The sequence below is a fragment of the Halorhodospira sp. 9628 genome (genome assembly GCF_022228075.1).
In the GTDB taxonomy this organism is placed as follows: Bacteria; Pseudomonadota; Gammaproteobacteria; order Nitrococcales; family Halorhodospiraceae; genus Halorhodospira; species Halorhodospira halophila_A.
The window spans coordinates 88,204-102,082 of record NZ_JAJNRF010000004.1 but is presented as its reverse complement, the minus strand read 5'-3'; the positions used below and the strand labels follow the sequence as shown (position 1 = coordinate 102,082).

Here is a 13,879-nt window from a genome sequence, read left to right as displayed (position 1 = left end):
GCCGTGGCCCAGGAGAGCGAAGACGGGCAGGAAAAAACCGAGGATCCGACCCCGAAACGGCGCGAGGAATCGCGCAAGAAGGGGCAGATCCCGCGCTCGCGGGAGCTGACCACCATGCTGGTGCTGCTGGTGGCCGCCGGCGCGCTGCTGGCGCTCGGTCCCTTCATGGGCGGTCAGCTGACGTCGCTGCTCGAGTGGTCATTCACCATTGATCGTAGCCACATCTACGACCCGGGGATGGTCATCGAGCGGCTGCACGAGGCGCTCGGGCGGGGGTTGCTCACGGTGCTGCCGTTCATCGCCGTGATGCTGCTCGCCGCGCTGATCGCCCCCACCGCCCTGGGCGGGTGGAGCTTCTCCTTCCATCCGATGCAGCCCAAGCCCGAGAAGCTCAGCCCCATCAAGGGGTTTCAGCGCATGTTCGGGACCAAGGCGGCGGTGGAGCTGGGCAAGGCCCTGGGCAAGGTGCTGGTCATCGGCGGCACCGCCGTCGGGCTGTTCGTGCTCTTCTGGGACAACTTCTACACCATGAGCCGGGCCCCCCTCGAGCCCTCCATGGCCGAGGGCATGCGGCTGTTCTACATCTTCTTCTTCCTGCTGGCACTGTCGATGCTGGTGGTGGTGGCCATCGACATCCCCTACCAGATCTACGACCACACCCAGAAGATCCGCATGACCCGCCAGGAGGTCAAAGAGGAGTTCAAGCAGACCGAGGGCAAGCCGGAGGTCAAGCAGCGGGTCCGCGAGCAGCAGCGGGAGATGACCAACCGGCGCATGATGGAGCAGGTCCCCGATGCCGATGTGGTCATCACCAACCCGGCCCACTACGCCGTCGCGCTCAAGTACGATCAGTCGTCCATGCGTGCGCCCACGGTGGTGGCCAAGGGCGCCGACCTGCTTGCTGCGCGCATCCGCCAGATCGCCGAGGAGAACGACATCCTGATCTTCCAGGCCCCGCCGCTGGCACGGGCCTTGTATCATTCCGCCGATCTGGACCAGGAGATCCCGGGCGCGCTCTACTTCGCCGTCGCCCAGGTGCTGGCCTACGTCTACCAGTTCCAGGCCGCGCAGCGCCGCGGCTGGACGCCGCCGCAGCGGCCCGAGCCGGAGGTTCCGTCGGGCTACGACGCCGGCGGCGGTGCACCATCCGATGAGCCAGGAGGGGATAGCCGCCGATGAATTCGGCCATCGCCGATCAGATCCGCAGCCTCGGCTCCCGGGGGCTGGGTACGCCGCTGCTGGTCATTGCCCTGTTGGCGATGATGATCGTGCCCCTGCCGCCGCTGGCGCTGGACATGCTGTTCACCTTCAACATCGTCCTGTCGCTGTCGATCCTCCTGGTCACCGTCTACATCATGCGGCCGCTGGAGTTCGCGGTTTTCCCGACGATCCTGCTGGTGGCCACGCTGCTGCGCCTGGCGCTGAACATCGCCTCGACGCGGATCATCCTCCTCGACGGTCATACCGGCACCGACGCGGCGGGCAACGTCATCCAGTCGTTCGGCGAGTTCGTCGTTGGCGCCAACTACGTGGTCGGCTTCGTGGTCTTCGCCATCCTGGTGATCATCAACTTCGTCGTGGTCACCAAGGGCGCCGGGCGCATCTCCGAGGTCTCGGCGCGCTTCACCCTGGATGCGCTGCCCGGCAAGCAGATGGCCATCGACGCCGACCTCAACGCCGGGATCATCAGCCAGGAGGAGGCGCGCAACCGGCGCCAGGAGGTGGCGCAGGAGGCCGACTTCTACGGCTCCATGGACGGTGCCGCCAAGTTCGTCCGCGGTGACGCGATCGCCGGCATCCTGATCCTGCTGATCAATATCGTCGGCGGGCTGATCATCGGCATGACCCAGCACGGCATGCCGGCCGACGAGGCCGCCCGCAACTACACCCTGCTGACCATCGGCGACGGCCTGGTGGCGCAGATCCCCTCGCTGGTGCTCTCCAGCGCGACGGCCATCCTGGTCACCCGCCGCTCGGATACGCGGCGGATGACCGACGACATCATGGAGCAGCTGTTCAGCAACCCGCGGGTGCTCTGGGTCGTCGCCGGGATCATCGGCCTGCTTGGTCTGGCGCCGGGGCTGCCGCCGGTGCCGTTTCTCTTCTTCGCCGGGCTGTGCGCGCTGGGGGCGTGGTACGCCGGCAGGCGCGAGGCCGAGGCGGCCGCCGCGGCTCAGCAGCCGGCGGCATCCGAGCAGGCCGATGCCGAGCGGGAGGACCCCGAGCAGAAAGAGCTCACCTGGGACGACGTGCCCCCGGTGGACCCGGTGGGCCTGGAAGTGGGTTACGGCCTGATCCCGCTGGTCGACCGCAATCAGGGCGGGCAGCTGCTGACCCGGATCAAGGGGGTGCGCAAGAAGCTCTCCCAGGACCTGGGCTTCCTGGTCCAGCCGGTGCACATCCGCGACAACCTCGATCTGGGACCCAACGTCTACCGGGTCAGCATCCACGGCGTACCCGTGGCCGAGGGCGACGTGCAGCCCGGCCGCGAGCTGGCCATCAACCCCGGGACGGTCCACGGCGAGCTCTCCGGGACGCCGACCAAGGATCCGGCCTTCGGTCTCGACGCGGTGTGGATCGAGCCGTCGCAGCACGATTACGCGCAGACCCTGGGCTACACGGTGGTGGACGCCAGCACGGTGATCGCCACCCATCTCTCCCAGGAGGTGCAGCGCAACGCCCATCAGCTCTTCGGCCACGAGGAGGCGCAGAAGCTGCTCGACATGCTCGGCCAGAGCCAGCCCAAGCTGGTCGAGGAGCTGGTGCCCAACACCCTGAGCCTGTCCACGGTGGTCAAGGTGCTGCAGAATCTGCTCGAGGAGGGCGTGCCCATCCGGGACATGCGCTCCATCGTCGAGGCGCTGGCCGAGCACGGGCAGAAGACCAAGGACCCGGGGCAGCTGACTCAGCACGTGCGCGAAGCGCTCAGCCGCATGATCGTCCAGGAGATCGTCGGCATGCAGCGCGAGGTGCCGGTGATCACCCTGGAGCCGCAGCTGGAACAACTCTTGCTTAATTCCGTGCAGGGTGCCGGGGACGGGGGCGGCGGCATCGAGCCCGGGCTGGCCGAGCGCATGCAGCGCTCGATCGCCCAGGCGGCGGAGCGTCAAGAAGCCGCCGGTCAGCCCGCCGTATTGCTGACGTCACCGCCGCTGCGCCACTGGCTGCGGCGGCTGTCCCGCAACGTGGCGTCGGGGCTTTACGTCCTGTCCTACAACGAGGTCCCGGATGACCGGCAGGTGCGCATCATCGCCAACGTCGGTCAGGGGCAGGAGGAATCGGGCAAGCAGGGGTAACGCACCATGCGAATCAAGCGAATCTTCGCCGCCAATACCCGCGAGGCGCTGCGCAAGGTCAGGGAGCAGCACGGCCCGGATGCCGTGGTGATCTCGTCGCGCAATGTCGACGGCGGCGTCGAGGTGATCTCGGCGGTGGACTACGACGAGCGCGCCGTTCAGGCGGCGGCCCGCGCGCAGGATCCGCGGGCCGCCGAGATCCCGCCCCTGGACGGCTCGCCGGGCCCGCGCCCCGGTGAGCCGGACCTGCCCGCCGCCGAGGACGAGCCGTCCGGGCAGGCGGAGCCGGCCGAGGATGAGGCCGGCCGTGCTCGCGAGGCGGCACTGGCCCGCCTGCGCAGTCTGCGCGCCGGTGGTGCGGTGGCCGACGACGCCCTGCCGCAGCGTGAGGGGGGCGGCCCGTCCCGCGGGCGGCCGCGCATCGACACCGGCGCGGCGGAGCGGGCCCGTGCCAACGCGGCCGCCCATCGCAGTTCCGGCCAGGAGCGCAGCGGCGCCGGCGGCGGCGAGCGCCGCGAGCCGCGTATCGATCTGCGCGTCGGCGGCGCCGACGAGGACGCCGAACTCTTCGACGCCCTCAGCCGCGAGCACCAGGAGGTGGAGCGCAAGCGCGCCGAGCAGCCGCGACGCGAGCCGGCCTCCCGGCCGGCGCGTGGTCGGGGCGGGGCGGCCAGCGGCGGCGAGCCCGGTGGCGACCGGGGCCAGGGGCTCGGCGGGGTCGAGCACGCCGCCGCCATGGGGGCCGCCGCCGAGGCGGCCAGCGCCGGCAACCAGGAGGGCCCGTCTACCGGGGGTGGCTCCGGTGCGAGCCGCCGTCGCGTCGAGGAGGAGCCGGCCTTCCAGGAGATGCGCGAGGAGATCCGCACCCTGCGCAGCCTCTTCGAGAACCAGCTCTCGCTGCTCGAGTGGAACCGCATGGGTCACCGCCACCCGGCCCGAGCCACGGTGATCAAACGGCTCACGGATCTCGGCATGGGCACCGAAGTCAGCCGCAAGCTGGCCGATCACATTGGCGGCGACGAGAACCCCGACACCGCCTTCCGCAAGGCGCTGGCCCTGATCGCCCGGCACCTGCCCATCGCCGGCGACGAGATCGTCGACCGCGGCGGGGTCTACGCCCTGGTCGGCCCCACCGGCGTCGGCAAGACCACCACGGTGGCCAAGCTGGCGGCGCGCTACGCCCTGCGCCACGGCCGCGAGCAGGTGGCACTGGTGAGCACCGACAACTACCGGGTCGGCGCCCAGGACCAGCTGCTGACCTACGCCCGCATCCTCGATGTGCCCGTCTACACCGCCACCAACCGCCATGAGCTGCGGACCATCGTCGACGATCTGATGGACCGCGGCCTGGTGCTCATCGACACCGTGGGCATGAGCCAGCGCGACGTGCGTCTGGCCGAGCAGTTCAAGACCCTGGGCAGCGCCGAGGGGCTGGTGAAGACCTACCTGGTGCTCTCAGCGGCCACCCAGATGGCGACGCTGACCGAATCGGTCAGCGCCTTCGCCGGCGCCGAGCCGGTGGGCTGCATCTTCACCAAGGTCGACGAGGCCTCCAGCCTGGGCGGGGCGATGACCTGCGCCCTGCGCACCAAGCTGCCTATCGCCTATCTGGCCGTGGGGCAGCGGGTGCCGGAAGACCTTCAGGCGGCCAGGGGTGATACACTCGTGCACCGGGCGTGTGCGCTGCTGGACGAGCACGTTCAGGAGGCCGACGAGGAAGCCCTGGCATTGGCTCTCGGTGGGGGAGGCGCATGTTCCTGACAGAGCCAGGCCTCGATCAGGCGGCGGGGTTGCGCAGGATGGCGAAAACCAGACCGGTCAAGGTGGTCGCCGTCACCGGCGGCAAAGGCGGGGTCGGCAAGACCAACGTCTCCGTGAATCTGGCCACTGCGCTCAGTCGCATGGGCCAGGAGGTGATGCTCTTCGACGCCGATCTGGGGCTGGCCAACGTCGACGTGGCCCTGGGCCTGTCGCCCAAGCTCAACCTCTCCCACGTGCTCGCCGGCGAGGCGAGCCTCGATGAGGTCCTCGTCGAGGCCCCCGGCGGCTTTACCATCGTGCCCGCCTCTTCGGGCACCCAGCGCATGGCCGAGCTCACCGCCGCCGAGCACGCCGGGCTGATCCGCTGCTTCAGCGAGCTCCAGCGCGAGGTGGATGTGCTGCTCGTCGACACCGCGGCGGGCATCTCCGAGAGCGTGGTCAGCTTCGTGCGCGCCTGCCGCGAACTGGTCATCGTCGCCTGCAATGAGCCCTCGTCGATCACCGATGCCTACGCCCTGATCAAGGTCCTCAACCGCTACGGGGTCGAGCGCTTCCACCTGGTCGCCAACCGCGTGCGCAGCCGCCGCGAGGGGCAGATGCTGCACCAGAAGCTGGCCGTGGCCACCGAGCGCTTCCTCGACCTGAACCTGGACTTCATCGGCGCCATCCCGGAGGATGATCGCCTACGCCGGGCGGTGCAGAAGCAGCAGCCGGTGGTCGAGACCTACCCGAACAGCCCCTCGGCGCGGGCGTTCGGTGATCTGGCGCGGCGAATCGACGCGTGGCCGACCCCCTCGGGGGCCACCGGGAACCTGGAGTTCTTCGTCGAGCGACTGATCGAATACAGCAGCATGGGGGGAGAGGTGACCTGATGAATGGTCACGCGATGTACACCGCGGTGGCACAGCAGGGCGACGAGGATCTGGTCACCCGCCACGCCTCGCTGGTCAAGCGGATCGCCCACCATCTGGCCAGCCGCCTGCCGCCGAGCGTGCAGCTCGAGGACCTGATCCAGGCCGGTATGATCGGCCTGCTCGAGGCGGCGCGCCAGTACGACTCCTCCCAGGGGGCGAGCTTCCAGACCTACGCCGGCATCCGCATCCGCGGCGCCATGCTCGACGAGATGCGCCGGCTTGACTGGACGCCGCGTTCGGTCCACCGCAAGGGCCGCGAGGTGGCCGAAGCCATCCGCAGCATCGAGCACCGGACCGGGCGGGATGCCCGCGACCACGAGGTGGCCGAGGCCCTGGGGATCTCGGTGGCGGAATACCACAATATCCTGCAGGATGTGTCCTCGGCGAAGGTCTTCAGCATCGACCAGGAGGATCCGGGCACCGGCGAGCCCCACGAGCCCGCCGGGCACGACCCCGGCCCCCTGGCCATGCTGCAGGACGAGGCGTTCCAGGGCGAGCTGGCCGAGGCGATCCGGGAGCTGCCCGAGCGCGAGCGCCTGGTCATGGCGCTCTACTACGATGAGGAACTCAACCTGCGTGAGATCGGCGAGGTGCTCGGGGTCTCGGAGTCGCGGGTCAGCCAGATCCACGGCCGGATCATGCTCAAGCTGCGCAACCGTCTCGGGGAGTGGCGGCGCGAGCAGCAGGAACGAACGGCGTAGCACGGCTTTGGCAAGGCCTCGAGATAGGGGGGCAATGTGGCAGCGGACAAGAACATGAAGATCCTCGTTGTGGACGATTTCTCCACGATGAGGCGGATCATCAAGAACCTGTTGCGCGAACTCGGCTACAACAACGTGGTCGAGGCCGACGACGGCAACACGGCGCTGCCCATCCTGCAGAAGGGCGGGATCGACTTTCTGATCACCGACTGGAACATGCCGGGCATGACCGGTCTGGAACTGCTCAAGCACGTCCGTGCCGACGCCAATCTCAAGGACCTGCCCACGCTGATGGTCACCGCCGAGGCCAAGCGCGAGCAGATCATGGAGGCGGCGCAGGCCGGGGTGAACGGCTACATCGTCAAGCCCTTCACCGCGGCGACGCTGCGCGAGAAGATCGACAAGATCTTCGAGCGGGTCCAGGCAGGCGGGGGATGAGCAGCATGCGCCGGGAGCAGGGCAGCAGCGGCGCCGACCTCGAGGCGTACCGCCGCGCCGCGCAGCAGTTACTGGAGCACGTCGACGCCGGGGACAGCGAGGGTGCCCAGACGGTCATCGACGACCTGACCCACCTGCGGGAGACCGAGCTCTTCCGCGAGCTGGGGACGCTGACCCGGGATCTGCACGAGGCGATCAAGGCGTTCAACTACGACGAGCGCCTGGCCGATATCACCTCCCAGGAGATCCCCGATGCCCGCGAGCGCCTGAACTACGTCATCACGATGACCGAGCAGGCCGCCCACCGCACCCTGACGGTGATCGAGGGCAGTGCGCCGCTGGCGCAGGAGCTGGCCGAGGAGGGGGCACGGCTGGCGGAGCGCTGGCAGGCCTTCCAGCGCCGCGAGCTCAATGTCGAGGACTTCCGCGAGCTCTCCCGCGAGCTGGATGGCTTCCTCAACCGGGTCCAGGCAGACAGTCGGCAGATCAGCGATCAGCTCAACGAGGCGTTGATGGCCCAGGACTACCAGGACCTGACCGGGCAGATCATCCGCAAGGTCATCGCCCTGGTCGAGGAGGTCGAGTCGAACCTGGTCCAGCTGGTGCGCATCTCCGGGCAGCGCTTCGAGGAGGAAGGCCAGCAGCCCTCCACCCGGCCGGCCGAGGACGCCGAGGTGGCCAGCGAGCGGATGCGCCGCGGCGAGGGGCCGACCATGCCCGGCAAGGGTGGCGACGACGTGGTCAGCGGGCAGGACGAAGTGGACGATCTCCTGTCGAGCCTGGGGTTTTAGCCCGGGCACCGAGAAGCCCAACAACAGCGGAGGCCGAGCATGGCCATCGACCTCGACGACGACATCGTGCAGGACTTCCTGGTCGAGTCTCGGGAGATCCTCGACCGGCTGGGCGAGCAGCTGGTGGATCTGGAGCAGCACGGCGAGGACCAGGATCTGCTCAATTCGGTCTTCCGCGGCTTCCACACCATCAAGGGGGGCGCCGGGTTCCTCGGGCTCGATCCGCTGGTTGAGGTCTGCCACCGCACCGAGGACGTCTTCAACCTGCTGCGCAATGGCGAGAAGCAGGTCTCGCCGGAGCTGATGGACACCGTCCTGCGCGCGCTCGATGTGGTGGTCGCGCAGTTCGGGCAGATCGAGAACGGCAGCGACCCGGAACCGGCCTCGGCGGAGCTGCTCCAGGAGCTCGACCGGCTCAAGCAGGCGGATGCCGGTGCGCCGCCGGCCGCCGCCGCAGGGGCAGCGCAGGAGCAGCAGCCGGCCTCCCAGCAAGAGCAGACCGGCGACGACAGCGACGCCGAGTTCGATGAGCTGCTCACCGCCCTGGACGACGGCGACGAGGCCGCCACCTCCGGAGGCGGCGACGAGATCACCGACGCTGAGTTCGAGCAGCTGCTCGACGAGCTCCACGGCAAAGGTCAGCACCAGGGCAAGCCGGTGGCCGAGGATCCGGCCGCGGAGGCCGCCGAACCGGCCTCGGGCGGCGGGGACGACGAGATCACCGAGGAGGAGTTCGAGCAGCTGCTCGACAGCCTCTACGGCCCCGGAGCAGCGCCCGGCAAGGACGCGTCGCCGCCGGCGGTCGAAGGCGCGGGCGACGATGCGCAAAGCGCTTCGGCGCCGCCCCCACCCGGCGCGGCCGCGGCTGGCGAGCCGCAGGCGGCCGACGCGCCGGCGGCCCCCCGGGAGCCCGAGCCGGCCGCTGCGGCGGAGTCGACCCCGGCGGCGCCGCAGGCCGATGCCCCCGCCCGCAAGCCGGCCGCCGGCGGCGGCCAGGGTGGTGGGGGCGGTGGCGGTGCCGGTGCCGACAAGGGTGGCACGGGTGCCGATGCCGGGGGTGGCGGCAACAAGGTCGAGGCCTCGGTGCGGGTGGATACCGCCAAGCTCGACGAGATCATGAACCTCGTCGGCGAGCTGGTGCTGGTGCGCAACCGCCTCTCCAACCTGCGCAACGAGCTCGACGACGATCGCCTCGGCCAGGCGGTCAGCGATCTGGAGCTGGTCACCTCCGACCTGCAGTCTTCGGTGATGAAGACGCGCATGCAGCCGATCAAGAAGGTCTTCGGCCGTTTCCCCCGGGTGATCCGCGACCTGGCCCGGCAGCTCGACAAGGAGGTCACGCTGGAGACCCACGGCGAGGACACCGACCTGGACAAGAACATGGTCGAGGCCCTGGCCGACCCCATGGTCCACCTGGTGCGCAACGCCGTGGATCACGGCGTGGAGTACCCGGATGAGCGCGAGGCCGCCGGCAAGCCCCGCCAGGGCACGGTGACCCTGTCCGCCGAGCAGGAGGGGGATCACATCCTGCTGACCATCGCCGACGACGGGCGCGGGATGGACCCGGACAAGCTGCGCGGCCTGGCGGTGAAAAAGGGCATGATGGACGAGGAGTCGGCCTCGCGGCTCGATGACAAGGAGGCGTACAGCCTGATCTTCCACGCCGGGTTCTCGAGCAAGGAGGAGATCTCCGACGTCTCCGGCCGCGGCGTGGGCATGGACGTGGTCAAGAACAGTCTCTCGCGGCTCAACGGCACCGTGGACATCGACTCCGAGCTGGGCCGTGGTACGGTCATGCGCATCCAGCTGCCGCTCACCCTGGCCATCCTGCCGACGCTGATGGTCAAGGTCTCCGGGCGCAAGTTCGCCCTGCCCATGTCCGTGGTGCGCGAGATCTTCGAACTCCAGGACGTGCGCACCAACGTGGTCAACAACCGCCTGGTGGCCATCGTCCGCGACAAGGCCATGCCGCTCTTCTTCCTGGAGCGCTGGCTCAGCCAGGCCGGTGAGCCGGTGCTCACCACCAAGCGCGAGATGGCCAACGGCGAGGAGGCCGAGGACGAGCGGCAGGTCATCACGGTCATCGTCGGCAACCAGGCCGTCGGCTTTGTCGTCGACGAGGTCATCGGTCTCGAGGAGGTGGTCATCAAGCCCCTGGGCGCGCTGCTCCACGGCCTGCCGGGGCTGGCCGGCTCGACCATCACCGGCGACGGGCAGATCGCCCTGATCGTCGACATCCCGAGCCTGATCAAGGCCTACGGCAAGCGGCTGTAGGCCGCCCGGGCGCGGGGCGCGCGTCGCTCGTAGAGGAGGACTGGGTGAGCATTCGGGTTCTGGTGGTCGACGATTCCGGCTTCTTCCGCCGGCGCATCCGCGCCATGGTCGAGCAGGACCCGCGTCTCGAGGTCTGCGGCGAGGCTGGCGATGGACGCCAGGCCGTGTCCCTGGCCCAGCGCCTGTGCCCGGACGTCATCACCATGGACATCGAGATGCCCGAGCTCGACGGCATCTCGGCGGTCCGCGAGATCATGCAGCGCCGGCCCACCCCGGTCCTGATGTTCTCCTCGCTCACCCACGAGGGCGCACGGGCCACCATCGAGGCGCTGGAGGCCGGCGCCGCCGATTTCATCCCCAAGCGTTTCGCCGACCTCTCCGGGGATATGGAAGCGGTCCAGCGGCAGCTCTGCGAGCGGCTGGTGGAGCTTGGCGGCGGTCGTCGCGGCGGCGGTTCCCGGGGCGGGCAGGCGGCCGCCTCCCAGGCCCGCTCCCCCGCCCCGACACCCCCTCCGGCTGGCGGTGAGGCCGACCGACCCCGGCGCACCCCTGCCTCGACGGCGCCGTCGACCCGGCGGAGGACGGGCGGCGAGCTCGCGCCCGAGTCCCCGGCCGAGTCCCCGACCCCGGCAGCCGAGCCTGCCACTGTCCCCGCGGCAGGCCCCCGGCGGGGCGCGCGCGGCGCTCCGCGCCTGGCCGACCTGCAGGCGGTGGTCATCGGCTGCTCCACCGGCGGTCCGGTGGCCCTGCAGCGGGTGCTGACGCGGCTGCCAGCGAGCTTCCCGGTACCCGTGCTGGTGATCCAGCATATGCCGGCCTCCTTCACGCCGGCCTTCGCCGAGCGTCTCAACGAGCTCTGCCAGGTGCGCGTGCGTGAGGCGGCCGATGACGACATGCTGCGCCCGGGCGAGGTCCTGCTCGCTCCCGGAGGCCGGCATCTGGGGGTGCGCGGGCGTAGCGGCGCACTCAGCGTCTACACCTACGAGGGGCAGAGTGACCACCACTACAAGCCGAGCGTCGACATCGCCTTCAGCGAGCTGGCCCGGCTGGCCCCGGGCGGGGTGCTGGGCATCGTGCTCACCGGCATGGGCTCCGACGGGGCCAAAGGGGCCCGGCTGCTCAAGGATAACGGCTGCTGGGTGTGGAGCCAGGACGAGGCGAGCAGCGTCATCTACGGCATGCCTGCGGCGGTGACCCGGGCCGGGCTCACCGACCAGGTGCTGCCCCTGGACCGGATCGGAGACGAACTCGCCCGCCTCCGCTAGCGGGCAGGATCGCAGGCCTATGCGCATCTGGACCGTGGCCAATCAGAAGGGCGGCGTCGGCAAGACCACCGTCGTCACCAGCCTGGCCGGGCTGCTCGCCCAGCGCGGCAGCTCGGTGCTGGTGGTCGACCTCGATCCCCACGGCTCGCTGACCAGCTACTTCGGCTACGACCCGGAGGAGGTCGAGCCGAACCTCTACGAGCTCTTCCGCCACCAGGGGCGGGGTGTCGACCCCGAGGCGATGAGTGTGCCCACCGCGGTGCAGGGGCTGCACCTGCTGCCGGCGTCCACCTCTCTGGCGACCCTCGACCGGCAGCTGGGCAGCCGCAAGGGGATGGGGCTGGTCATCCGCCGCGGCCTGAGCACCATGGCCCACCGCTTCGACTACACCCTGCTCGATTGCCCGCCGATGCTCGGCGTGCTGATGGTCAACGCCCTGGCCGCCTGTGAGCGGCTGATCGTGCCGGTGCAGACTGAGTTCCTGGCTCTCAAGGGGCTGGAGCGGATGGTCCATACCCTGGAGATGATCGAGCGCTCGCGGCCCCGTGCCCTGCCGTACACCATCGTCCCGACGCTCTATGACCGGCGGACCCGGGCCGCGACTCGGGCCCTGGAGGAACTGCAGCAGCGCCACGGCGAGCGGGTCTGGCCCGGTGCCATCCCGGTGGATACCCAGTTCCGCGAGGCCAGCCGCGAAGGCCTGCCGCTGACCGTGATGCAGCCCTGGTGCCGCGGCAGCCTGGCCTTTCGTAAGCTGCTCGATCACTTGACCCGCGGCGAGCGCGAGCGTGACAACGAGGTGGCCGGCCATGTCTGAGGAGGATCCGGGCAAGGGGCTTCCCGATCACCAGCGCGCCCTGGGGGAGTACCTCCAGGCCCTGCTCGACGACGTCGAGGACTACACTCCGGAGGCGGAGGCGGAAGCACCGGCAGCCGATGCCCCGCAGGCGGAGCCGGCACCGGCCCCGCGGGCGCCGGATGCGGAGCCTGCGTCGGGGTCGGCACCCACCGGGCCGCCGCCGGCTGCCGAGCGGCAGCCGGCCCGTACCCGGGAGACGCCGCCGAGCCGGGTGGCCGAGCGCCCGCGGATGCCGCAGGCGCCGCCGCCGTCGGTGGCCCCGCCGGAGACGGCCCCCGGCGAGCCCGAAGCGCACCCGCCGTCCGCCGAGACCGCAGCGCCGCCCCGGCCACGGGCCGGGGCTACGGGAGGCGGCCAGGAGCCGCCGACCGACCCCACCCCGGCGTGGGCGCGTCCCTTCTTCCAGGCGCTGACCCTGCACGTGGGCGCGCTTCGCCTGGCGGTGCCCCTGGTCAAGCTCCACCGGGTGGTGCCGTGGGAGGATCCCGACGAGGTCGAGCCCACCGTGGGGCAGCCGGGGTGGATGCACGGGCTCCTCGACCACCGGGGGCGGTATGTTCAGGTCGTCGACACCGCCGAGCTGGTCCTGCCCGAGGACCGTCGTCCGCCGCTCGAGGAGCGCCGCGCCGGGAAGATCATCATCGTCGGCGACGGCAACTGGGGGCTGGCCTGCCGCGAGGTGGGCGCGGTGCTCAAGCTCACCCCGGATCAGGTGCAGTGGCGCTCGGCTCAGGGCCGGCGGCGCTGGCTGGCGGGTACGGTGCGCGAGCACCTCTGTGCGCTGGTGGATCCCGACGCCTTCGCCGACATGCTCGAGCAGGAGGGCGGCGTCGGGGGCACCCTGGCATCCCCCGCCGCCGGGGGGCAGAATGGCCCCGCCGGCTCCCGTTAAACCCGTAGCGAGGGGAATACATGGCTTACGAACAGGCACAGTACGATGAGGATGCCGAGCTCGCCGAGGGGCCGACCTCCCAGTGGGTGACCTTCAAGCTCGGCAATGAGCACTACGGCATCAACGTGATGCAGGTCCAGGAGGTTCTGCCGTTGTCCGAGATCGCGCCGGTCCCCGGCGCGCCGGAATTCGTGCTGGGCATCATCAACCTGCGCGGCAAGGTGGTGACGGTGATCGACACCCGGCTGCGCTTCGGGATGCAGTCGCGGGAACCCGACAAGCAGAGCCGGATCATCGTCATGGAGGTGGCGGAGAACGTCGCCGGGATCCTGGTGGATAGCGTCGATGAGGTGGCCAGCGTCCGCGAGGCGCAGATCGATACGGCGCCAAACGTGGGCAACGAGGAGTCGTCGCGCTACATCTACGGGGTGGTCAGCCGCGAGGATGGGCTGCTGATCCTGGTCGACGCCAACAAGCTCCTGACCGAGGACGAGTGGCAGGAGGTCGCCGCCCTCTGATCCGCGAGCAGTCCGCCGGGCCGCGGTCACCCCGCCCGCCGGCGGGTTTGGTGAGGTTGGAGACGGAAGCTGCCGCGTTGTGGGGCCTGCCGCCGCGCGGATGTGCGCGCCCCGCCTGCGGCGGGGTCCCCTGCGCTGCTCGCCCCGCCGGGGCCGCTCGCTCAACTCGC

The 13,879-nt window shown here is 70.2% G+C and carries 12 protein-coding genes; all 12 read left to right on the top strand.

The annotated features are described in order from the left end of the window. Positions 1–3 precede the first annotated feature (3 nt). From flhB to LRG10_RS05965, 12 genes are read left to right on the top strand one after another with little or no spacing between them, the layout of a single operon-like run. On the top strand, positions 4–1,179 hold the full coding sequence (flhB, locus tag LRG10_RS06020; RefSeq protein ID WP_238633585.1) for a flagellar biosynthesis protein FlhB: 1,176 nt from the start codon (positions 4–6) through the stop codon (positions 1,177–1,179). Further along, positions 1,176–3,296 (top strand): flagellar biosynthesis protein FlhA, encoded by a 2,121-nt coding sequence (gene flhA, locus LRG10_RS06015; RefSeq protein ID WP_238633586.1) that lies wholly within the window; start codon positions 1,176–1,178, stop codon positions 3,294–3,296. The genes flhB and flhA overlap by 4 nt, the downstream gene beginning before the upstream one ends. Before the next feature lie 6 nt (positions 3,297–3,302). Beyond that, positions 3,303–5,057 (top strand): flagellar biosynthesis protein FlhF, encoded by a 1,755-nt coding sequence (gene flhF, locus LRG10_RS06010; RefSeq protein WP_238634952.1) that lies wholly within the window; start codon positions 3,303–3,305, stop codon positions 5,055–5,057. Positions 5,058–5,095: 38 nt separating this feature from the next. Beyond that, the gene (locus LRG10_RS06005; protein WP_274519788.1) at positions 5,096–5,929 is read left to right on the top strand and encodes a MinD/ParA family protein; all 834 of its coding nucleotides are present in this window, start codon (positions 5,096–5,098) and stop codon (positions 5,927–5,929) included. Continuing rightward, positions 5,929–6,672 (top strand): RNA polymerase sigma factor FliA, encoded by a 744-nt coding sequence (locus tag LRG10_RS06000; protein WP_201168468.1) that lies wholly within the window; start codon positions 5,929–5,931, stop codon positions 6,670–6,672. Before LRG10_RS06005 ends, LRG10_RS06000 begins: the two co-directional genes overlap by 1 nt. A 54-nt stretch (positions 6,673–6,726) precedes the next feature. Beyond that, positions 6,727–7,110 carry a chemotaxis response regulator CheY gene (gene cheY / locus LRG10_RS05995; protein ID WP_201168465.1) on the top strand — a complete coding sequence of 128 codons (384 nt, stop codon included), beginning with the start codon at positions 6,727–6,729 and terminating at the stop codon, positions 7,108–7,110. A gap of 5 nt (positions 7,111–7,115) precedes the next feature. Then, positions 7,116–7,901: a protein phosphatase CheZ gene (locus LRG10_RS05990; protein ID WP_201168690.1), complete on the top strand. Its 786-nt coding sequence runs from the start codon at positions 7,116–7,118 to the stop codon at positions 7,899–7,901. Between the two features lie 39 nt (positions 7,902–7,940). Further along, positions 7,941–10,175 (top strand): chemotaxis protein CheA, encoded by a 2,235-nt coding sequence (locus LRG10_RS05985; RefSeq protein ID WP_238634951.1) that lies wholly within the window; start codon positions 7,941–7,943, stop codon positions 10,173–10,175. Positions 10,176–10,219: 44 nt separating this feature from the next. Next, positions 10,220–11,440: a chemotaxis response regulator protein-glutamate methylesterase gene (locus LRG10_RS05980; protein ID WP_238634950.1), complete on the top strand. Its 1,221-nt coding sequence runs from the start codon at positions 10,220–10,222 to the stop codon at positions 11,438–11,440. Between the two features lie 19 nt (positions 11,441–11,459). Then, complete coding sequence (locus tag LRG10_RS05975) at positions 11,460–12,257, top strand: ParA family protein (RefSeq protein WP_238633590.1); 798 nt, start codon at positions 11,460–11,462, stop codon at positions 12,255–12,257. Next, the gene (locus LRG10_RS05970; RefSeq protein WP_238634949.1) at positions 12,250–13,191 is read left to right on the top strand and encodes a chemotaxis protein CheW; all 942 of its coding nucleotides are present in this window, start codon (positions 12,250–12,252) and stop codon (positions 13,189–13,191) included. Before LRG10_RS05975 ends, LRG10_RS05970 begins: the two co-directional genes overlap by 8 nt. Before the next feature lie 20 nt (positions 13,192–13,211). Next, positions 13,212–13,709, top strand: coding sequence for a chemotaxis protein CheW (locus LRG10_RS05965; protein WP_201168447.1), 498 nt, complete (start codon positions 13,212–13,214; stop codon positions 13,707–13,709). Positions 13,710–13,879: the final 170 nt, after the last annotated feature.